The sequence below is a fragment of the Nonomuraea sp. IBHARD001 genome (assembly GCF_056106265.1).
This window is the reverse complement of record NZ_JBWBBW010000002.1, coordinates 7190973-7209922: the sequence shown is the minus strand read 5'-3', so window position 1 is coordinate 7209922 and position 18950 is coordinate 7190973. Positions and strand designations below refer to the sequence as shown.

At 71.2% G+C, this 18950-nt stretch carries 17 protein-coding genes; 10 read left to right on the top strand and 7 right to left on the bottom strand.

What is annotated here, in order from left to right:
- Nucleotides 1–2: 2 nt before the first annotated feature.
- The 3 genes from ACTWNK_RS34390 to purU are packed head-to-tail and all read left to right on the top strand — an operon-like array spanning nucleotide 3 to nucleotide 4125.
- Entirely contained in the window at nucleotides 3–926 is a 924-nt protein-coding gene (locus tag ACTWNK_RS34390; RefSeq protein WP_474309077.1) for a LysR family transcriptional regulator, read from the top strand.
- Nucleotides 923–3277 carry a GcvT family protein gene (locus ACTWNK_RS34385; RefSeq protein WP_474309076.1) on the top strand — a complete coding sequence of 785 codons (2355 nt, stop codon included), beginning with the start codon at nucleotides 923–925 and terminating at the stop codon, nucleotides 3275–3277. Before ACTWNK_RS34390 ends, ACTWNK_RS34385 begins: the two co-directional genes overlap by 4 nt.
- Nucleotides 3274–4125, top strand: a complete 852-nt coding sequence (gene purU / locus ACTWNK_RS34380; protein WP_474309075.1) for a formyltetrahydrofolate deformylase — start codon at nucleotides 3274–3276, stop codon at nucleotides 4123–4125. Before ACTWNK_RS34385 ends, purU begins: the two co-directional genes overlap by 4 nt.
- Nucleotides 4126–4142: 17 nt before the next feature.
- Here purU and ACTWNK_RS34375 read toward each other — a convergent pair whose 3' ends face one another.
- From ACTWNK_RS34375 to ACTWNK_RS34365, 3 genes are read right to left on the bottom strand one after another with little or no spacing between them, the layout of a single operon-like run.
- Nucleotides 4143–4493 carry a VOC family protein gene (locus tag ACTWNK_RS34375; protein ID WP_474309074.1) on the bottom strand — a complete coding sequence of 117 codons (351 nt, stop codon included), beginning with the start codon at nucleotides 4491–4493 and terminating at the stop codon, nucleotides 4143–4145.
- A complete protein-coding gene (locus tag ACTWNK_RS34370) occupies nucleotides 4490–5290 on the bottom strand; it encodes a helix-turn-helix domain-containing protein (RefSeq protein ID WP_474309073.1) in 801 nt (266 codons plus the stop codon). The genes ACTWNK_RS34375 and ACTWNK_RS34370 overlap by 4 nt, the downstream gene beginning before the upstream one ends.
- A gap of 8 nt (nucleotides 5291–5298) precedes the next feature.
- Nucleotides 5299–7359 carry a prolyl oligopeptidase family serine peptidase gene (locus ACTWNK_RS34365; RefSeq protein ID WP_474309072.1) on the bottom strand — a complete coding sequence of 687 codons (2061 nt, stop codon included), beginning with the start codon at nucleotides 7357–7359 and terminating at the stop codon, nucleotides 5299–5301.
- A gap of 273 nt (nucleotides 7360–7632) precedes the next feature.
- Here ACTWNK_RS34365 and ACTWNK_RS34360 point away from each other — a divergent pair, with 273 nt between their 5' ends.
- The 3 genes from ACTWNK_RS34360 (at nucleotide 7633) to ACTWNK_RS34350 (ending at nucleotide 9292) form a co-directional block, all read left to right on the top strand.
- A complete protein-coding gene (locus ACTWNK_RS34360) occupies nucleotides 7633–8142 on the top strand; it encodes an HNH endonuclease (protein WP_474309071.1) in 510 nt (169 codons plus the stop codon).
- 98 nt (nucleotides 8143–8240) lie between these two features.
- The gene (locus ACTWNK_RS34355; protein ID WP_474309070.1) at nucleotides 8241–9059 is read left to right on the top strand and encodes a GNAT family N-acetyltransferase; all 819 of its coding nucleotides are present in this window, start codon (nucleotides 8241–8243) and stop codon (nucleotides 9057–9059) included.
- 17 nt (nucleotides 9060–9076) lie between these two features.
- Entirely contained in the window at nucleotides 9077–9292 is a 216-nt protein-coding gene (locus ACTWNK_RS34350; RefSeq protein ID WP_474309069.1) for an FmdB family zinc ribbon protein, read from the top strand.
- 4 nt (nucleotides 9293–9296) lie between these two features.
- Here the strand turns inward: ACTWNK_RS34350 and ACTWNK_RS34345 are convergent, their stop codons facing one another.
- Both ACTWNK_RS34345 and ACTWNK_RS34340 read right to left on the bottom strand, forming a co-directional pair.
- On the bottom strand, nucleotides 9297–10250 hold the full coding sequence (locus tag ACTWNK_RS34345; protein ID WP_474309068.1) for a serine hydrolase: 954 nt from the start codon (nucleotides 10248–10250) through the stop codon (nucleotides 9297–9299).
- A 97-nt stretch (nucleotides 10251–10347) separates the two neighbouring features.
- Nucleotides 10348–10851, bottom strand: a complete 504-nt coding sequence (locus ACTWNK_RS34340) for a helix-turn-helix transcriptional regulator (protein WP_474309067.1) — start codon at nucleotides 10849–10851, stop codon at nucleotides 10348–10350.
- 125 nt (nucleotides 10852–10976) lie between these two features.
- On the opposite strand from ACTWNK_RS34340, the gene ACTWNK_RS34335 reads away from it, so the two are divergent.
- Nucleotides 10977–11480, top strand: a complete 504-nt coding sequence (locus tag ACTWNK_RS34335; RefSeq protein ID WP_474309066.1) for a GNAT family N-acetyltransferase — start codon at nucleotides 10977–10979, stop codon at nucleotides 11478–11480.
- Here ACTWNK_RS34335 and ilvD read toward each other — a convergent pair.
- Nucleotides 11477–13315, bottom strand: a complete 1839-nt coding sequence (gene ilvD / locus ACTWNK_RS34330; RefSeq protein WP_474309065.1) for a dihydroxy-acid dehydratase — start codon at nucleotides 13313–13315, stop codon at nucleotides 11477–11479. The two genes, ACTWNK_RS34335 and ilvD, sit on opposite strands and share 4 nt — an antisense overlap.
- A 144-nt stretch (nucleotides 13316–13459) precedes the next feature.
- Between ilvD and ACTWNK_RS34325 the strand changes: the two genes are divergently transcribed.
- A complete protein-coding gene (locus ACTWNK_RS34325) occupies nucleotides 13460–16150 on the top strand; it encodes a type 1 periplasmic-binding domain-containing protein (RefSeq protein ID WP_474309064.1) in 2691 nt (896 codons plus the stop codon).
- Between the two features lie 7 nt (nucleotides 16151–16157).
- Here ACTWNK_RS34325 and ACTWNK_RS34320 read toward each other — a convergent pair whose 3' ends face one another.
- Nucleotides 16158–16994, bottom strand: coding sequence for a nuclease-related domain-containing protein (locus tag ACTWNK_RS34320; protein ID WP_474309063.1), 837 nt, complete (start codon nucleotides 16992–16994; stop codon nucleotides 16158–16160).
- A gap of 143 nt (nucleotides 16995–17137) precedes the next feature.
- Here ACTWNK_RS34320 and ACTWNK_RS34315 point away from each other — a divergent pair, with 143 nt between their 5' ends.
- Both ACTWNK_RS34315 and ACTWNK_RS34310 read left to right on the top strand, forming a co-directional pair.
- On the top strand, nucleotides 17138–18544 hold the full coding sequence (locus ACTWNK_RS34315) for an amidase (RefSeq protein WP_474309062.1): 1407 nt from the start codon (nucleotides 17138–17140) through the stop codon (nucleotides 18542–18544).
- 104 nt (nucleotides 18545–18648) lie between these two features.
- Complete coding sequence (locus ACTWNK_RS34310; protein ID WP_474309061.1) at nucleotides 18649–18948, top strand: hypothetical protein; 300 nt, start codon at nucleotides 18649–18651, stop codon at nucleotides 18946–18948.
- Nucleotides 18949–18950 lie beyond the last annotated feature (2 nt).

The window sequence follows — 18950 nt, the reverse complement described above, 5'->3', positions numbered from 1 at the left end:
ACATGCAGCTCAACCTGCACAGACTGTGGATTTTCATGACGGTGGTCGAGTGCGGCGGCTTCTCGGCCGCGGCGCAGAAGCTCTACCTCAGCCAGCCGTCGGTCTCCCACCAGGTCAGGCAGCTTGAGCAGTCGCTGCGCACGACGCTGATCGACCGCAGCGGAGCCAGGATCAGGCTCACCCCCGAGGGCGAGGTCATGCTGGAGTACGCCAAGCGCGTGTTCCTGCTCGCCGACGAGGCCGTCGCCGCCATCCGCCAGGTCTCCGGCCTGCAGACGGGCCGGTTGGTCGCCGGAGGCACCACCACGGTCGGCACCTACCTGCTGCCCTCGCTGCTGGCCGCCTTCCGCGACCGCCATCCCGGCATCGAGGTCGGCATCCACGTCGGCAACGGCCAGCAGGTCGAACGCGGCCTGGTCGACGGCGAGATCGGCGTGGCCGTGCTCGCCGGACTGCCGTCGGCCCCGCAGCTGGTCAGCGAGCCGATCCTCGAGGACCGGCTCGTCGTCATCACCCAGCCGGGTCACCGCCTGTCCGACTGCGGCACGGCCGAGCCCGCCGAGCTCGCCGGTGAGCTCTTCCTCATCAGGGAGCCCGGCTCCTCCACCCGTGAGCTGCAGGTGGAGGCCCTGGAGAGCTGGGGGCTGGCGGAGGCCGGCCGTACGGAGATCTGGGGGCCGGAGACCATCAAGCAGGCGGTCGCGGCGGGGCTCGGCGTCTCGCTGGTCTCCGAGCACTGCGTCGAGCAGGAGATCGCCGACGGCAGGCTCACCGCCGTCGAGGTGGCGCCCGCTCCGCAGCCCCGGCCGATCGTGCTGGCCCATCGCAGGGACCGGCTGCTCGGACCGGCCGAACAGGCTTTCATCGCCATGCTGCGCACCGTGCGCGGGTGGCCGGGCATCAATCGTCTCAGGAGCATCTCGTGAGCAAGGCGCAGCCCGCACGGGCGAGGGCCGTCGTCATCGGCGGCGGCATCGTCGGCTGCAGTGTGGCCTACCACCTGGCCGAACTCGGCTGGAGCGACGTCGTGCTGCTGGAGCAGGGCCGGTTGTCGTGCGGCACCACCTGGCACGCCGCCGGGCTCGTCGGCCAGCTGCGCAGCACCGAGAGCATGACCAGGCTGATCCAGTACAGCACCGACCTGTATGCCCGCCTGGAGGCCGAGACCGGCTTCGGCACCGGCTGGAAGCAGTGCGGCAGCATCAGCGTGGCGCGTACCCCCGAGCGCATGACCCAGCTACGGCGCACCGCGGCCACCGCACGGGGATTCGGCGTCACGGCCGAGCTCATCGGCCCAGGGGAGGCGGCCGAGCTGTGGCCGCTCATGCGCACCGACGACCTCGTGGGCGCTGTGTGGCTGCCGGGCGACGGCAAGGCCAATCCGGCCGACCTCACCCAGGCCCTGGCCAGAGGGGCGCAGCGACGCGGCGTCCTGGTCCTGGAGGGCGTGCGCGTCATCGGCGTCCCGGTCAAGGACGGCAGGGTCACCGGTGTGCGCACGGCCGAAGGCCTCATCGAGGCCGAGATCGTCGTCAACTGCGCCGGGCAATGGGCCAGGGAGCTCGGCCTGCTGTCCGGTGTGACCGTTCCGCTGCACTCGGCCGAGCACTTCTACGCCGTCACCGAACGCATCGAAGGCGTACGGCCTGACCTGCCCGTCCTGCGCGACCCCGACGGCTTCACCTACTTCAAGGAGGAGGTCGGCGGCCTGGTCGTGGGCGGGTTCGAGCCCGACGCCAAGCCGTGGGGCATGGACGGCATCCCGGACCCGTTCGAGTTCCAGCTGCTGGAGGAGGACTGGGAGCACTTCGCCGTGCTCATGGAGAGCGCGATCCACCGGGTGCCCGCGCTGGACACGACCGGGGTGCGCAAGCTCTACAACGGGCCGGAGAGCTTCACGCCGGACAACATGTTCCTGCTCGGCGAGGCGCCCGAGGTCGGCGGGTACTTCGTCGGGGCCGGGTTCAACTCGGCGGGCATCGCGTCGGCCGGAGGGGCGGGCAGGGCGCTGGCCGAGTGGATCGTCGAGGGCTCGCCCACGAGCGACCTGTGGCCGGTCGACATCCGCCGCTTCGCCCCCTGGGCGGGCAACGCCTCCTGGCTGCGCGACCGGGTCAAGGAGACGCTCGGCCTGCACTACGCCATGGCCTGGCCGGGCCGCGAGCCGGACAGCGCCAGGCCGCTGCGCCGCTCGCCCGTCCATCACCTGCTGGCCGCTTCGGGGGCGTGCTTCGGGTCGGTGATGGGCTGGGAGCGGGTGAACCACTTCGGGCCCGCCGTGCCGTACACGTTCGGCAGGCCGGGGTGGCAGGACGTCGTGGACGCCGAGGTGCGCGCGTGCCGGGCGGGGGCTGCGCTGCTGGACCGGACGCCGCTGGCGAAGTTCACGCTCAAGGGGCCTGACGCCTGCCGGGTGCTGCAGCGGGTCTGCGCGGCCGACGTGGACGTGCCGGTCGGCACGGTCGTGCGCACCGGCCTGCTCAACGACCGCGGCGGCTACGAGAGCGACATGACGGTGACCAGGGTGGCGGCGGGCGAGTACCTCGTCGTCAGCGGACCGGCGCAGAGCACGCGCGACCTCGACGTGCTGACCAGGGCCGTGGGCGAGGAGCGGGCCGTCGTGGTGGACGTCACCGGCGCCTACGCGCTGTTCGACGTCGTGGGACCGCGCTCGCGCGAGGTGCTCGCCTCGGTGTCGACGGCCGACCTCACCGCCTTCCCGCTCGCCGCCTCCCGCATGGTCGGCATCGGCCACGCGACCGTACGCGCCTCAAGGATCACCTCCGTCGGCGAGCCCGGCTGGGAGCTCTGCGTCCCCGCCGAACAGGCCGTCACCGTGTACGAGACGCTGATGGCGACCGGCGCGCTCACCCAGGCCGGGCACTACGCCGCCGAGACCATGCGGATCGAGAGGGGCCATCGGGCCTGGGGCGCCGAGCTCGGCCCCGGCGTCACGCCCGCCGAGGCCGGGCTCGCCTTCACCTGCAAGCGGGAGCGCATGCCGACGGCCGAACCGGCCAGGCGTGTGGTCTCGATCGTGCTCGACGACCCCGGCGCCCGGCTGTGGGGAGGGGAGTCGCTGCTGGCCGATGGGGTCGTGGCGGGGCGGGTCACCTCGGCCGCCCACAGCCCGGAGCTCGGTCGTGCGGTCGCACTCGGCTTTCTCACCGGTCCAGCCCTTGGGAAGGTCGACGTCGATGTGGCCGGGGAGATGTACTCTGCCCAGGTCAGCCTGAAGGCGCCGTACGACCCGGCCTCGTCGAGAGTGAAGGCATGAGTTCTGCCGAGTATGTTCTGACCCTGTCCTGCCCCGATCGGCCGGGCGTCGTCGCCGCCGTCTCCGGTCTGCTGGCGGGCCACGGTTGCAACATCAGCGAGAGCCAGCAGTTCGGCGACCAGGACGGCGAGCGCTTCTTCATGCGCGTGCAGTTCAGCGGTCCGCTGTCGTCGGACGAGCTGTCGGCGGCCTTCGCCGCGCTGGTGCCCGAGTTCGGGATGGAGTTCACGCTGCGCGACGTCGCGGTCAAGCCGCGGGTGCTGATCATGGTCAGCAGGTTCGACCACTGCCTCAACGACCTGCTCTACCGGGTGCGCTCAGGCCTGCTCGACATCGAGATCGTCGCGGTCGCCTCCAACCACCCCGACCTGCGCCCGCTCACCCAGTCCTACGGCATCGACTACCACCACCTGCCGGTCACGCCCGCGACCAAGCCACGTCAGGAAGCCGAGATCCTGGCCCTGGTCGAGCACTACCAGGTCGACCTCGTGGTGCTGGCCCGCTACATGCAGGTGCTCTCGGAGGAGCTCTGCGCCAAGCTGGCCGGACGGGCGATCAACATCCACCACTCGTTCCTGCCGTCGTTCAAGGGCGCCAAGCCCTACCACCAGGCCCATGCCAGGGGCGTCAAGCTCATCGGCGCCACCGCGCACTACGTCACCTCCGACCTGGACGAAGGGCCGATCATCGAGCAGGAGGTGGCCAGGGTCAACCACAGCCACTCGCCCGCCGACCTGGTCGCACTCGGCCGTGACGTGGAGTGCGTGGCGCTGGCCAGGGCCGTCAAGTGGCACGCCGAGCAGCGCGTCGTGCTCGACGGCCACAAGACGATCGTCTTCCCCCGCTAGCCCCGTCGGCCGGGTGCTCAGGCGCGGTAGGTGCCGAAGAACCAGGAGTTGCCCTGCGGATCGGTGCAGGCGTACTCGCGCGACCCGTAGGGCTGGTCGACGAGCTCCATCGTGATCGTGGCCCCCGCGGCCTTGGCACGGTCGTGGTGGGCGTCGGGGTCGTCGACGGCGACGTAGATGCCGGGGCCTCCGGCCTTGCCCTCGCCGAGCATGATCATGTCGTCCTCGACCAGGACCTCGGCATGGCTGAGCACGCCCTGGTCGTTCTTGGAGGCCTCGTGCACGACGAAGCCGAAGGCCGTGGTCAGGAACTCCAGGCCGGAGGGCAGATCGGGATAGCGGACCAGCGGATACACGGTGCGTTTCATGGGGCCAAGTCTGGCGCGGTCGCGGCGAAAGGTATTGGACGAATCTGACCGGGCGTGGCGCCGCCCAGGGCTCTGAACTCGCGGTTCATGTGCGCCTGGTCGTAGAAGCCGCACCGCGCGGCCACGTCGGCCAGCCCGACGCCCGCGCCCAGCAGCCGCCTGGCCCGCTCGAACCTGATCACCCGCGCCGCCGTCTTCGGCGTCAGCCCGACCTCGTCCCTGAACCTGGTCACCAGATGCCGGTGGCTCCAGCCGAGCCGCTCGGCCAGCTCCGCGACGCTCACCGCGCCGCCCGAGTCGAGCAGCCGACGCCACGCCCACGGCACCTGCGGCCCGAGCTCGTCGCTCTCGGCCAGGCGCCGCCCGAGCAGCTCCTGCAGCAGCGCCAGCCGCTCGCCCCACCCGGGCACGTCGCCGAGCCGCTGCACGACCAGCGTGCCCCAGCCGCCCAGGACGTCCTCGACGGGCACGGTGAGATTGGTCAGCTCGTCCATCGGCAGGCCGAACAGCCGTCGTGCCCCGAGCGGTGTGAGATCGACCTGCACGCCCTCGCACATGCCGTCGGTGCGGGTCTGGACCGGCCTGTCGGACATGCCGCCGGTGAACGACGTCACCCGCGCGCCGTCCACGACCATCGGCCCGCCGAACCCGAGGATCAGCACCACCCCGGCCCCGGGGAACTCGGGCCGCACCAGCGGCCCGCCGTAGTGCTCCCGATAGGCGCACAGCGACCTGACGTACGGCCCGAGCCCGGCTTCGGGCTCGACCTCCGTCATCGTCAGGCCGCTGGTCCGCACGCCTTCGACTATACGAGGCCGGTGTTCCTGGCCAGGAAGGTGAGCTGGTCGGCCGCCAGATCGAGGGTGCGGCTGACCGAACGGGCGCCGTGGCCCACCTCGGCCTCGTTGCGCAGCAGGATCGGCCGGTCGGCGCTCTGGGCGTGCTGCAGCGCCGCGCACATCTTCCAGGCGTGCAGCGGGTGCACCCGGCTGTCGGACTGGAAGACGGTGAACAGCGTGGCCGGGTAGGCCGTGCCCGCACGCACGTGGTGGTAGGGCGAGTAGCCGTGCAGCCAGCCGAACTCCTCGGCGACCTCGGCCGAGCCGTACTCCACGTTCCAGGTGGCGCCCAGCCCGAACAGCTCGTAGCGGACCATGTCCAGCAGCGGGGCCGAGCAGGCGACGGCGGCGTAGAGCTCGGGGCGCTGGGTGAGCGCGGCGCCGACCAGCAGGCCGCCGTTGGAGCCGCCCGAGATGGCCAGCTGCCGCGAGGTCGTCACGCCGGTGGCGACGAGGTGCTCGGCGGCGGCGTGGAAGTCGTCGAAGACGTTCTGCTTGTGGCCGAGCATGCCGTCGCGGTGCCACTGCTCGCCCTGCTCGCCGCCGCCGCGCAGCTGGGCGATGGCGTAGCTGCCTCCGGCCTCCACCCAGGTCAGGATCGAGGCGGAGTAGCCGGGCGTCATCGAGATGCCGAAGCCGCCGTATCCGTTGAGGATCGTCGGCCTCGGCCCTTCGCCGTCGACGGGCGAGATGACCAGCATGTGGACCTGGGTGCCGTCCTTGGAGGAGTACACCACCTGCTCGGTGCGCACGGGCGGCACCTCGACGGCGCCGGGCGAGGCGGCCCACAGCGAGGTCTCGCCGGTGCGGGCGTCGTAGCGCTGGATGCTCGGCGGCGTGGTGTTGTCGGTGTAGCCGAACCACGCCTCGTGGCCGCCTTCGGGCCGCTCGATGAGGGCGCCGATCGTGCCGAGGCCGGGCGTGGGCACCTCGCCGACGCGCTCGCCCGTGGCCAGGTCGTGCACGGTGATCTCGCTGATGGCATGCCGGGTCCAGCCGACCAGGATGACCGGGCGCTCCAGGTCGTCGAGGATGGCGAAGTCCGACAGCACGGCCTCGGGGTCCTGCGGGATCAGGTCGCGCCAGCCGTCGACGCCCGGAGCTTCGGGGTCGCTCACACAGACGCGGCCGCGCGGGGCGTCCCTGTCGGTGTGCACGTAGAGCCTGCCGTCGCGGCCGATCACCAGCCCGCTCTGGGCGTCGTCGGCGGCCTCCTGCACGACGAGCAGGTCGGGCCGCTCGGGCGAGGAGGCGTGCAGGTCGGCCAGCCACAGGTCGTTGCGCGGCGCGGTGCCCCTGGAGGCCGAGACGGTCAGCCACCGGCCGTCGCGCGAGACCGAGACGCCGTAGTAGTTGGTCTTCTCCAGGCCCTCGCCGAAGATCAGCTCGTCCTCCTCGGTGGAGGAGCCGACCCGGTGCAGGTAGACCCTGCGGTGGAACTGCCGCTCGTCCTCGGGCACCTCGGTGCTCGGCAGCCTGCGCACGAAGTAGTACGACTCGCCGCCCGGCATCCAGGCGACCGGGGTGTACCTGCAGCGGTCGATCGGTCCTTCGACCCGGGCGCCGGTGGCCACGTCGATCACGTACAGCACCGACTCCTCGTCGCCGCCCACCGAGATCTGGTAGGCCAGCAGCCTGCCCTCCTTGTCGGGCTGCCAGGAGTCGAGCGTGGTCAGGCCGGAGGGGTCGAGCGCCATCGGGTCGACGAGCGCGCGCTCGCTCCCGTCGGCGTCGACCACGTAGAGAACGGCGTGCTCCTGGTCGGGCGTGCGCCGCATGAAGAAACGCCGCTCGCCCCGCCAGATCGGCGCGCCGATCGAGCCCGAACGCATCAGCTCGGCGACACGCGCCTTGAACAACTGGGGCTCCGCCTGGGCCCTGAACAGCTCCTCCTGCGCATGCAGCCACCCCTTGGTCTCGGGGGAGTCGCCGTCCTCGAGCCAGCGGTAGGGGTCGGGCACGGGAGTGCCGTGCAGGTCGTCGACGATCTCGTCACGGCGGGCAGTCGGGTACGGCGGTCGCGTCATGACTCGACCTTACGACGTTACGGCTCCGTAAGCGTAAAGCCGCGGTGAAGCGGGCATAAGACGTACCGTGCGTCCCTCCCGTCAGTTATGGGGTGGCGGGGAGCGCGAAGGTAACGCCATGCTTGGTGAAGGACGGTGCCGTGGTGACCATCCGCTGGGCCGTCCGGCGGAGGTCCTCGTGACGGAAGCGTCCGGGCCCCAGGAGGGGCCGCAAACCGGGACATGCCACGGCATGTCCCTTCAACTGACCTGTGCACGGGAGGTGGCCTCCTGATGCGCCAAGTCCTTCTGCTCAATGCCACCTACGAGCCGCTGACCACTCTCTCGCTGCACCGGGCCGTCATCCTGGTGATGTGCGAGAAGGCGGACGTCGTCCACCGAGACGGCAGGGGAGCGGTGCTGCGCTCCGCCTCCTGCACGGTCGATGTGCCGTCGGTCATCCGGCTTCGCCGATATGTCCGTATCCCCTATCGTTCGCGGATCCCGTTGACCCGGGCCGCCCTGATGCGCCGTGACGACTATCGATGCGCCTACTGCGGCCTCAAGGCGGAGACCATCGACCATGTCGTCCCGAGGTCCAAGGGCGGCACGCACACATGGGAGAACTGCGTGGCGTCCTGCACGCCGTGCAATCACAGGAAGGCGGACAAGTTCCTGGAAGAGCTGGGGTGGACGCTCCGCGTCGCGCCCGCCGTACCGAGAGGGGCCCATTGGCGGCTCATCGGCGCGCAGCTCGTCGGCGACCCCCAGTGGGCGCCGTACCTCAACGCCGCCGCGGCCTGAGCACGCGCGGGCGCGGGGCCCGTTCCCATCGGGTCCCGCGGCCGCGCCGCCGGGTGCGCTGAGGGATGCGAGGGGTGCGACCTGGCAAGATGCCAACCATGTGGACCTTCAGCACCGACCTTGAGCAGTACGCAGCGGCCGTCGAGCCGTTCCTGGCCGAGGATCCGGTGCGCAACACGGTGCCGCTCACCGTGCTGGCCAACGTGCGGGCCGGACTGCAGATCAGCCCCTCCACGTTCGGCTGGTGGAGGCGCGACGGCCGTGTCCGCGGCGCGGTCTGCCTCACGCCGTCCTACCCGCTGGCCATGACCAGGATGCCGGTCGAGGCGGTCGGCGACCTCGTCGACGCCCTGCACGCCGACGAGATCGACGTGCCCGAGCTCATGGGGCCGCTCGCCCTGACCGAGGAGTTCGCCGCACTGTGGCCGCTCGACCTGGCGCACGTGCGTTCGGAGCGGTTGTACCGTCTCGGCGAGCTCAGGACCCCGCAGACCTCGGGCGCCGGACGCGTCGCCGGGGCCGACGACACCGCCGTGGTGACCGCGTGGTTCCTCGCCTTCGCCGACGAGGCGCGCGGCGACCTGCACCCCGACCTGGAGGCGCATGTCAGGCGCAGGCTGGAGCACGGCGACGTCGTGCTCTGGGAGGCGGACCAGGAGCCGGTCTCGATGGCGGCCGTCTCCACCCCCGCCGCCGGAGTGTGCCGGATCGGCCCGGTCTACACGCCACCCGAACGGCGCCGCAAGGGGTACGGCGCCGCGGTGACGGCCCTGGCGAGCAGCACGGCGCTGAGCGAACGGTGCGAGCAGGTCGTGCTGTTCAGCGACCTGGCGAATGCGACGAGCAATGCGGTGTACCGGTCGATCGGCTTCGAGCCGGTCGGGGACTACGCGCATCTGACGTTCGATCCCGAGTAGCGTCGTATTCTGGCTGCATGCCTCGCTACGATTACCGCTGCCGTGCCTGTGGCTCCACCTTCGAGCTCACCCGGCCGATGGCCGCCTCAGGTGACCCGGCGTCCTGCCCCGAAGGTCACGACGACACCGTCAAGCTGCTGTCCACGGTCGCGATGACCGGCGGCTCCTCCGCGCCCGCCGTGCCCAGCGGCGGCGGTGGCGGCGGGTGCTGCGGCGGAGGCTGCTGCGGCTGAGGCGCTACGCCGCGCCGGTGAACTCCTCGACGGCGAGCCTGGCCACCCGCTCGACCGTCGTGATGCCGCCCCGCATCGACCTGCTGTGCTCCGAGAGGACGGCGATCAGCAGGTCGTGCCCCTTCACCTGGATCCGGCCGATGCTGTTGACCGTCCACAGCCCGCCGTGCACCCGGAACGGGATCCAGCCGTTCTTCAACGCCACCCTGCCGCCCGCGCCCGCCGCGCTCACGCCCCACGCCTGACCGGGGTCGACCGAGCCCATCAGCTTGAGCGCGTAGTGCCGGTGCGCCGCCGTCAGCGGGCCCGAGGGGTCGGTCAGCCGCTGGAGCACCTCGACCTGCTCGGACGGCCTGCTCCTCGTCGATCCCCAGTACGGCGCCGTGCCCGGCCAGGTGTCGGCCACGCCGAGCGAGCGCAGGGTCCTGGTCAGGCCGCGCTTGCCGCCGATCGAGCGGTAGAGGGCGTGCGCGCAGCCGTTGTCGCTCGATCTGATCATCGGCCCGGCCAGGCGCTTCTCGGCGCCGCTCAGCGCCCTGCCTTCGTGCTGGGCCTTCAGCATGACGGCCAGCAGGATGTCCACCTTGGCGACACTGGCCAGCAGGAAGTGCCCGCCCGGCCTGGAGGCGTAACGCGCCGATGTCGCCCTGTCGTACACGGCGACCGCGGCGCGGCCGTGCCTGGTGGACAGGTACGCGCCGATCGCCCGGTCGAGCCTGGCCTTGGCGGCGGGCGGGAACGACTCGGCGCGTGCGGGCTGCGCCGCCGGGGAGGGGGCCGGGGAGGCGCCTCCCACGGCCGCGCGTGACACCGAAACCGCCGAGGCCGACGCCGACGACGGACTGGGCACGGGCGGCCTGGCCGGTGCGTTCCTGGCCCTGACCTGGGCACAACCGGACCCGGCCAGGGTGGTGGCCACGACCGGCACGACGATGAGAGACAACCCCCGAGCACGCATGAGCGGAGCCTGTCAGCCCCGCCGTACAGAGCCGTTCGAGAGATCGTCGAGCCCGGGTCAAGCTTGGCGGGGGAGGCGCCTCCCCCGCCGGACGAGGTCAGGCGGCCTTGCGGCGCTGGAACGGCAGGAAACGCTCGGCCAGATGCGGACGGCTGGGGGTGAGGGTGGGCTCGACCGCGACCACACGGTCGAAGCGGAAGGCCCGGATGGCGCCCCGCAGGCGGCAGATGCCCACGAGATACCAGAACTCGCGGTGGACCAGGCAGGTCACCGGCTCGACGTCACGCGTGGTGACCCGGCCGCCCGCGTCACGGTAGTGCAGACGGATGACCAGGCGGCTGGTGATGGCATCGGCGATCACCCTGGCCCGGGAGGCGACGTCGGCGGGCAGGGGGTCGGTCAGGGTGGCGAGTGTGCCCGCGACGACGTCGTCGTCGAGGTCCAGATGTGCGAAGGCGTGGCGCAGGCCTCGGCGTGCGGTGACGGCCTGGGGGCCCGATCCCAGATGAGCCAGGGACAGGGCGAGTGCGGCGATCTCGGCGGTCGTCAGCGGTGCGGTCTTCAGCGGAGCTGTGGCGAGGGGCTTCACGACTGTAGCCATACCCCAACCATAGCCTCCGGCACCGACATTTTTCGAATGCCTGTACGGGAGTTCGTCCTGTGACGTGAGTGCCTGAACATACCCCGGTGACCTGTAGGGCCAGGTCGCCTGGCATGCTGTCGCCCATGTCAGGCTACCGTGAAGAGAACAGGTGTTCGACAGAGGCGTGGAGCCTGCGACCGGCCGTGCCCGGCGACATGGACGCGATCGCCGAGCTGCGCGCCGTGGTGCTGCGCGAGGACCTCGAACGCCTGGGCCGCTACGACGAGCACCACGTCAGGCAGCGCGTGCGCCGGGCCGGGATCGAGCACATGTCGATCATCACATCCGGCGGCGGCTTCGCCGGATGCGTGGCCGTGCGACCGGCCGAGAGCGAGCACTGGCTGGAACACTTCTTCCTGTCGCCCGGCCACCAGGGCCGAGGTCTCGGCTCGGCCGTGCTGCGCGCCCTGCTCGACGACACCGACGCCCGCGCGCTCACCGTGCGGCTGAACGTGCTGGCAGGTAGCCAGGCCCGGCGACTGTACGAACGGCACGGCTTCGTCGTGGAGACCGAGGACGAGATCGACGTCTTCATGGTCAGACGGCCCCCCGCACGCCGCGACGCGCAGGGGGCCGGACGTCGCTAGCGCGACAGCTGCGACAGGTCCCTCGACGCCCCGGTGGAGGCCGAGGTGGTCATCGCGGCATAGGCCTGCAGCGCCGCCGTCACCGGGCGGTTGCGCTCGCGGGGGCGGTGGCCGCCGACGTCGGCGAGCAGGCGCTCACGTCTGGCCGCCAGCTCGGCCTCGGGCACGCGCAGCTCAAGGCCGCGGTTGGGGATGTCGATGTCGATGACGTCGCCGTCCTCGACGAGGGCGATGACACCGCCTTCGGCCGCCTCGGGCGAGGCGTGACCGATCGACAGCCCGGAGGTGCCGCCCGAGAAACGCCCGTCGGTGATCAGCGCGCAGACCTTGCCCAGGCCCTTGCCCTTGAGGAAGGAGGTCGGGTAGAGCATCTCCTGCATGCCGGGCCCGCCCTTGGGACCCTCGTAGCGGATCACCACCACGTCGCCCGCCTTGACCTTGTTGCCGAGGATGCCCTCGACGGCGTCCTCCTGCGACTCGAAGACCACGGCGGGGCCGCTGAAGGTCCAGATCTCCTCCTCGACGCCGGCCGTCTTCACCACGGCGCCGTCGCGGGCCATGTTGCCGTAGAGCACGGCCAGGCCGCCGTCGGCGGTGTAGGCGTGCGCCAGGTCGCGGATGCAGCCCTGCTCGCGGTCCAGGTCGAGGTCGTCCCAGCGGTTGTCCTGGGAGTACGGCTTGATGGTGCGGATGTTGCCGGGAGCGGCGTGCCAGAGGTCGAGCGCCTCGGGCAGCACGGTCGGCGACTTGGGGTCCCATGCGGCGATGACCTCGCCGAGCGTGCCGCCGCTGACCGTGGGCAGGGAGGTGTGCAGCACTCCGGCGCGGGCGAGCTCGCCCAGGATGGCGGGGATGCCGCCCGCCCGGTGCACGTCCTCGATGTGGTACTTCGCCGTGGCCGGCGCCACCTTGCACAGGCACGGCACGCGCAGCGAGATCTCGTTGATCTCCTTGAGCCCGAAGTCGACCTCGGCCTCACGGGCGGCGGCCAGGATGTGCAGGATCGTGTTGGTCGAGCCGCCCATCGCCACGTCGAGCGCCATCGCGTTCTCGAACGCCTCACGGGTGCCGATCGAGCGCGGCAGCACCGACTCGTCGTCCTGCTCGTAGTAGCGCTTGGTGATCTCGACCAGCTGACGACCGGCGTCCTGGAAGAGCTGCTTGCGGCGCTTGTGCGTGGCCAGGATCGTGCCGTTGCCGGGAAGTCCCAGGCCCATGGCCTCGACCAGGCAGTTCATCGAGTTGGCGGTGAACATGCCCGAGCAGGAGCCGCAGGTCGGACAGGCGTTCTCCTCCATCTCCAGCAGCTCGGCGTCGGAGACGGAGTCGTCGGCCGCGGCGATCATCGGGTCGACGAGGTCGAGCTTCCTCGTCGGCGTCTTGCCCGCCTCCATCGGCCCGCCCGAGACGAACACGGTGGGGATGTTGAGCCTGAAGGCGGCCAGCAGCATGCCCGGCGTGATCTTGTCACAGTTGGACACGCAGATGAGCGCGTCGGCGCAGTGCGCGTTGACCATGTACTCGACCGAGTCGGCGATGAGCTCGCGGCTGGGCAGCGAGTAGAGCATGCCGCCGTGGCCCATCGCGATCCCGTCGTCGACGGCGATCGTGTTGAACTCACGCGGGATCGCACCCGCCTCGCGGATCGCGCCCGCGACGACGTCGCCCACCTCCCGCAGGTGCACATGGCCCGGGACGAACTGGGTGAAGCTGTTGGCCACCGCGATAATGGGTTTGCCGAAGTCGCCGCCCGCTACGCCGGTCGCGCGGAGGAGGGCGCGGGCTCCGGCCATGTTCCTGCCGTGCGTGACCGTGCGTGACCTGAGGGCGGGCATGAGGTTCTCCCATCATCGATGAGCTTCCCATGGTACGACCATCGCCCGGCAGCTGAGACAGCTGTCCAGTCGGCGGACTTCCGGTAGTACGGATTTCCGGTCAAGGCACTGACAAGATCCGTTATGTCCTGCTACAGATCTGCCATGCCCAACGGTCACATGCACGACCACGGCTGGGAGCCGGTCAGCGACGGCGTCGGCAACTTCATCCACACCGTCGACCGGCTCTGCCGCCGCCCGGCCCGTGGAGAAGGCGTGCAGGACTCGCCGCACGTGCCCAGGGACAGCCGTGAGCACAGCCGCCGCCAGGGCCTGCCGACCGTCTACGTCAAGGACGCGCGAGGCTGGCCCGAGGTCCTGGCCGACCGGGCCAAGGGCGTCATCTCGCCCGGCATCCCGCGCTCGCACCCCTCGCCCCCCGCCGACGCCTCCGTCGCCGACCTGCTCGCGCTCGTCGCCGCCGACCTCGAACGCCAGGGCATACGCTTCCCGCGCCTGTGGCTGGCCCAGTCGGTGCTGCGCCGCACGCCGTGGGAGGCGGGCACCGACCCGCACGAGCCCCCGTACGGCGGGCAGTGGAGCGCGCAGGCCGCACGTGAGCTGCTGCGCTCGGCCGATCCCGGCTGGAGCAGGTTCGTCGGCGGCACGCAGGGCGCGGCCGAAGGCGGATCGCCGCTGCCAGGACCGCTGCTGTGGGTGCTGCGCCTGCTGCCCGGCCTGCTGCACGCGATGCGCATGTCCGGCCTGGTGCCCGGCATCGGCGGCAGGTTCCGATGGCTGCGCAGGGCGACGGCCGACCAGCCGGAGCTCGGCCGGATCAGGTCCCTGGCCCAGCGTGCGCACCTGATGAACGCGGCGGCGCCGTACGCGGACAGGCTGCTTGTCGACGCCTTCTGTGACGACCTGCGCAGGGCCTATCGCAGGCGCTTTCCGTTCCTGCTGGGCGGCAGTCGCATCTTCTACCCGCTGGTGCTGCTCGACGACACGGGGGAGCGGCTGAGCGAGCTGCTCGTCGAGCGCAGGCGGGCCGGGCACGGCAGGTTCGTGCCGCTGGTGGTGGCCAGGTACGGCGCCGTGCCCGGTGTGGCCGATCTCAGCGGCGGCCAGCTCTGGGCGGTCATCCGATGGCGCAGGGCACTGGTGTCGGCCAAGGACCCGCTGGAGGTGCTGGAGACACCCGTCGTGCTCCAGGCGCCCGCGCTTCCCGAGACGATCGGCGAGCTCGACCCGGTGTCGCACCGGCCGTGGGTGCCTCCGGCCAGGCGCGTGCCGCTGTGGTCGACCAGACCGGCCGCGGCGCTGCTCATGCTGCTCCTCGTGTGCGGCGTCGCCTCCTACCTGGGCCAGACCCACGCCTGGAACCGCGACCACTGCGCGAGCGGCCTGTGGACGCCGTGGGCCGACAGCGGCAGGGAACTGCTGGACGGCGAGTGCGTGGGCATCGGCGACGAGCACTTCAGCTTCCAGGCGGACAACCGGACGATGGCCCAGGTCCAGGCCGTCATCCACGAGCAGAACCGGCTCGCCGGCAGCCTGCACGAAAGTGACGCCGAACGCCCCTACGTCACCATCGCCTATGTGGCCGCGCTGTCGTCGCAGACGCGAGAGGACGACCTGTCGGCGGCACGCGAGGGCCTGGAGGGCGTCGCCGTCGCCCAGCGCCGCCAGCTGGAGGAGACCGCGCAGACCGAGCCCATCGTGCGCATCATCATCGCCAACGGCGGCGGCCAGATGCAGTACGGCGACGACCTGCCGCCGCTGCTCGAACGCTACCGTGAGGGCGAGGCGCCGCTGGTCGGCATCGTCGGCCTCGACCAGAGCAGGAAGCCCACGATGGACGCCGTCGTGGCCCTGGGCAGGGCGGGCTGGCCCATGGTGGCCTCGACGCTGTCGGCCGACACGCTGATCGCCCAGTCGCCGCTGTTCTACCAGGTGGCCCCGCAGAACGCCCGTCAGGCCAAGGTCGCGGCGGCCTTCGCCCAGGACCTGTACGCCAAGGGCCAGGCCGGCCTGTCGGACAAGGCGGTGCACGTGTACTTCTCGGGCGACGCCGAGGACGAGTACGCCGACAACCTCAGACAGGACGTGGCCGCCTCCTTCACCGAGGCGGGCTGGAGCGTCGAGGAGAGCGCCTTCCGGCCGTCCGGCCCGGTCAAGGAGCTGGCCGGCCCGGTCGTGGGCGATGCGAAGGCGGCCGGGCGCGACGCCTGCGGGTTCGGCGGGCTCGTGTACTTCGCCGGGCGCGGCATTCCGGACTTCAAGGACTTCCTGTCCGGTGTGGCCGACACGTGCTCGGCGGCGGAGCCGTACATCCTGGGGGGTGATGACGTGACCAGGTACGTCGCCGATCGGCAGCTGGTGAGCAGGATTCCGAAGGTGTCGTTCTCGTTCCAGTCGTTCGCGGTGGCGCCCGAGCGGTGCAGCGCCGACGTGCCCGACGCCTTCTACGGGCCGCTGTATCGCCTGTTCCCCTTCGAGTGCCGGACGAACGGGCAGGGGCGCTCGCTCGACGGGCACGCGGCGCTCGCCCACGACGCGACCAGGACGATGATCACCGCCGTGCAGCGGCTGCGCGGCGGCTCGCACCCGGTGCCGGTCTCGCCGGGCGCGGTGTGGCGTCAGCTGACCACGCTGCAGGGCCAGGGCGCGCTCGAAGGCGCGACGGGCGTGGTGGACTTCGGCGGCGACCTGTCACGCCAGGTGCCGCTCAACAAGCCGGTGACCGTGCTGCGCATCGAGAACGGGCGCCAGCCGGTCGAACTCGGCTTCTGCGGCACCCATGCCGACCGGCGTCAGGAGCCGGCCTGGTGCGCGGGCGTCAGGGAACCGGCCTGACGGGCGGTCAGTCGCTCTCGCCGTAGCGCGGCGGCAGGACCTGGGCGGCGATGTCGTAGAGCTTGTCGATCTCTTCCTCGGTCAGCGCCCGCTCGCGCTTGGTGATCCACTTGCGGGCGCGGGCGCCGTCGTAGACGTCGACCTCGCGGATCGTCATGATCTTCCACGGCACCTGCGGCCCGTAGATGGCCAGCGAAGGCACGACCGTGACCTCACGGCCGAACGCCTTGGTCATCAGCTCGCTGGCCTGCGCGGCTTCCCAGCGCGCCTCGGTGAGGCGGCCCTTCATGTCAAACGGGCCGTGGAAGAGCTTCTTGCCCGACACGACGCGCACGGGCAGGCGCTTGTCCCACTTCTCGGAGTCGACCGCGTAGACACCGGTCGGGCCGATGACGAGATGGTCGATCTGCGCCTCGCTGCCGGGAATGGCACGCGCGTGCAGGGTGCGGTAACCGCTGCGCTGCAACTTCCTGAGCTGCTGCTCGGTGCGCCGCTCGGCCACCGAGGAACGCCGCCACGCGGGCACGGTGGAGGAGGAGCGGTTGCGGTAGACCGTGTCGGCGATGGCCGCCAGCACCGCGCCGGTCAGACCCCAGCGCACGTCCGACAGCAGAATGCCGGCCAGGATGCCTCCGGCCACGGCGATCAGCGCCCGCACCCGCAGATGCCGATACTTCGGCTCCATCACGAGGGCGCGCAGGTTGGCGCGTTCGATCGGGGCGTAGGACGAGGTCGCGGCGGGGGAGGGGCGCTCATGGCGCTCCTCTTCGGTCACCTCTGGCCTGTCGCTCACCCAGATCGGTGACGCGTTGTTACCGTCTTCGCGCTGCTGCCCGGAGTCCACGTGACTCACGGTAGCTGAGCTTTTCCGGGGATGCCTAGTGTTAGGTAGTCCATACTTTTATGGCCCAGCCCATCGGTGTGCCCGCCCCATTTTCGGGTATCTATTCCTTTCCTCTCTAGATAACTCGGGCTACTGTGGCGTGAGTGGCGCAAATTCATGATCTCACCGCATGTGACCAGGCGGAAGCCGTGCGACGCGGGGAACTGTCACCCGTCGAGATCACCCAGCACTATCTGAGCCGCATCGAAAGCCTCGACCCCGAGATCGGCGCGTACGTCACCGTCACCGCCGACCGCGCCCTGGCCCAGGCCCGCGACCTCGAACGCGGCACCCCCGAGGGCCCCCTGTACGGCGTGCCGATCCCGATCAAGGATCTCAACCTGGTCAAAGGCGTGCCGATCTCGTTCGGCTCGGCCACCTACGACGGCTTCGTCGCACCGGTCGACGACAGCGTCGTGGAACGGCTGCGCGACGCCGGCACGATCATGCTCGGCAAGACCGCGACACCCGAGTTCGGCATGCCGTGCTACACCGAGACCGCGATCGCGCCTCCCACGCGTACCCCGTGGGACCTGACGCGCTCGGCGGGCGGGTCGAGCGGCGGGGCCGCAGCCGCGGTGGCGGCCGGGCTGGCGCCCGCGGCGCAGGGCAGCGACGGCGCCGGCTCCATCCGCATCCCCGCCTCGGTCTGCGGCCTGTTCGGGATCAAGCCGAGCAGGGGCAGGATCAGCTTCGCCCCGGTCATCCCCGACCTCGCCGGACTGTCCACCAACGGGCCGCTGGCCAGGACCGTCGCCGACGCCGCCGCACTGCTCGACGTCATGGCGCACAACAACCCGGGCGACCTCTACCTCGCGCCCCGGCACGAGGGCACCTTCCGCGAGCACGTCGGCAGGGACCCCGGCCGGCTGCGTGTGGCGCGCTACAGCCGTCCCGTCGTCGAGGGCAGCGCCCTGCATCCGGACGTGCTGGCCGCCTACGAGTACGCGACCAAGACGCTGGAGTCGCTCGGCCACGACGTCGAGGAGATCGACCCGCCGTTCGGCGCCGACCTGGTGCCGCAGTTCGAGCACCTGTGGTTCGCCTTCTCCTGCATGCACCCGGTCGCGCTCGACCGGCAGGACCGGCTGCGCCCGCTCACCGCCTGGCTGCGCGAACGCGGGTTCGCCACGCCCGCGCCGACCTTCCTGCAGGCCCAGTCGGCGCTGCAACTGGCCACGCGCTTCGCCCTGCTGGTGACCGACGCCTACGACGCCGTGCTCACCCCGACCGTCACACGGCCGCCTGTCCCCGTCGGCTGGTTCGAGGACGTCCGGGACCCGTCGGAGACGTTCGAGCGCATGAAGGAGTTCGCGCCCTTCCCCGCGATGTACAACATCACCGGCCAGCCCGCCGTGAACCTGCCCCTGCACTGGAGCGACGAAGGCCTGCCGATCGGCGTCATGCTGGCCGGCCGGATGGGCGGCGAGGCCACCCTGATCGAGCTCTCGGCCCAGATCGAGGCCGCGTGTGGCGGCTTCTGGGGCGAACGACGGCCTGCTGTGTGGTGAAGGCCCGAGGAGGCCACGCTGCCGGCCCGCGAACGACGGCCTGCTGTGTGGTGAAAGCGCATTGAGGTCTGGCCGAGCGCGGAATGCGGGTTTACGTTCCTGGTGTGGACAGCGCGCTGGAGATTCTCGGCCTGCTCGTCGGGGCGGCGGTGGGCCTGTCGCTGCTGATCGCCCTGTTCGTCCTGCTGCCGGGCCGCAGAGGCGGGGACGGAGCGGGCGAAACGCCCTCCGGTGTGGTCTGGCTCGGCGGTCCGGGCCGCAGCGAGCACGGCGTGAGCACCTCGCGCCTGGTCCTGACCGAGCGCAGGGCGCACTGGGCGCGTGTGCCCGACGTCGACTGGCCCGAGCGGGCGGCGACCGCCGAACCGGGCGGGCACACCGGCGGCGCCTCGGGGGGATGGTGACC

What these genes read in the sequence shown, in the direction of transcription:
- ACTWNK_RS34375 (WP_474309074.1), bottom strand. Translation starts at nt 4,493, where the DNA reads ATGAAACGCACCGTGTATCCGCTGGTCCGCTATCCCGATCTGCCCTCC.
- ACTWNK_RS34340 (WP_474309067.1), bottom strand. Translation starts at nt 10,851, where the DNA reads ATGGCTACAGTCGTGAAGCCCCTCGCCACAGCTCCGCTGAAGACCGCA.
- ACTWNK_RS34360 (WP_474309071.1), top strand. Translation starts at nt 7,633, where the DNA reads ATGCGCCAAGTCCTTCTGCTCAATGCCACCTACGAGCCGCTGACCACT.
- ACTWNK_RS34335 (WP_474309066.1), top strand. Translation starts at nt 10,977, where the DNA reads ATGTCAGGCTACCGTGAAGAGAACAGGTGTTCGACAGAGGCGTGGAGC.
- ACTWNK_RS34325 (WP_474309064.1), top strand. Translation starts at nt 13,460, where the DNA reads ATGCCCAACGGTCACATGCACGACCACGGCTGGGAGCCGGTCAGCGAC.
- ACTWNK_RS34365 (WP_474309072.1), bottom strand. Translation starts at nt 7,359, where the DNA reads ATGACGCGACCGCCGTACCCGACTGCCCGCCGTGACGAGATCGTCGAC.
- ilvD (WP_474309065.1), bottom strand. Translation starts at nt 13,315, where the DNA reads ATGCCCGCCCTCAGGTCACGCACGGTCACGCACGGCAGGAACATGGCC.
- purU (WP_474309075.1), top strand. Translation starts at nt 3,274, where the DNA reads ATGAGTTCTGCCGAGTATGTTCTGACCCTGTCCTGCCCCGATCGGCCG.
- ACTWNK_RS34345 (WP_474309068.1), bottom strand. Translation starts at nt 10,250, where the DNA reads ATGCGTGCTCGGGGGTTGTCTCTCATCGTCGTGCCGGTCGTGGCCACC.
- ACTWNK_RS34350 (WP_474309069.1), top strand. Translation starts at nt 9,077, where the DNA reads ATGCCTCGCTACGATTACCGCTGCCGTGCCTGTGGCTCCACCTTCGAG.
- ACTWNK_RS34390 (WP_474309077.1), top strand. Translation starts at nt 3, where the DNA reads ATGCAGCTCAACCTGCACAGACTGTGGATTTTCATGACGGTGGTCGAG.
- ACTWNK_RS34355 (WP_474309070.1), top strand. Translation starts at nt 8,241, where the DNA reads ATGTGGACCTTCAGCACCGACCTTGAGCAGTACGCAGCGGCCGTCGAG.